Annotated in this window: 1 pseudogene; it reads left to right on the top strand. The window is 51.4% G+C overall.

What is annotated here, in order from left to right:
• Positions 1–440: pseudogene (gene mutL, locus A3751_RS00425) on the top strand (DNA mismatch repair protein MutL); the annotation flags it as partial.

The raw sequence follows: 440 nt of genomic DNA, 5'->3' as shown, positions 1-440 counted from the left end.
CAGCGCATGAGCGTATTACTTACGAGCAAATGAAAGCCGACTTTTACGGTGCCGGTATTCAGGCTCAACCGCTGTTAGTACCTATTTCTTTGGCGGTGAGCTCTAGGGAGGCTGATGTGGCTGAAGAGTGCTCAGATGAGCTTCGCAAGTTTGGCTTGTTAGTCGAGCGGAGCGGCCCAGAGGCACTGATAGTTCGAGAGGTGCCAGTTATTCTGCAAAAGGTGGACGTTGTCCAGCTGGTGAGAGATGTGCTCAGTGATATGTTGGGTAGTGGCTATTCAGATCAGCTTGAAGCAAAAGCGAACGAGTTGATGGGAACCATGGCATGTCATGGTTCGGTAAGAGCAAATCGAGTGCTGACGCAAGCTGAGATGAATGCCTTGCTGAGAGACATGGAGGAGACAGAGCGAAGCGGGCAGTGTAATCACGGACGACCTACT

It is taken from the genome of Oleiphilus sp. HI0080 (assembly GCF_001635135.1).
Note: the sequence above shows the minus strand (reverse complement) of the source record. Positions and strands in the feature narration are given on the sequence as shown.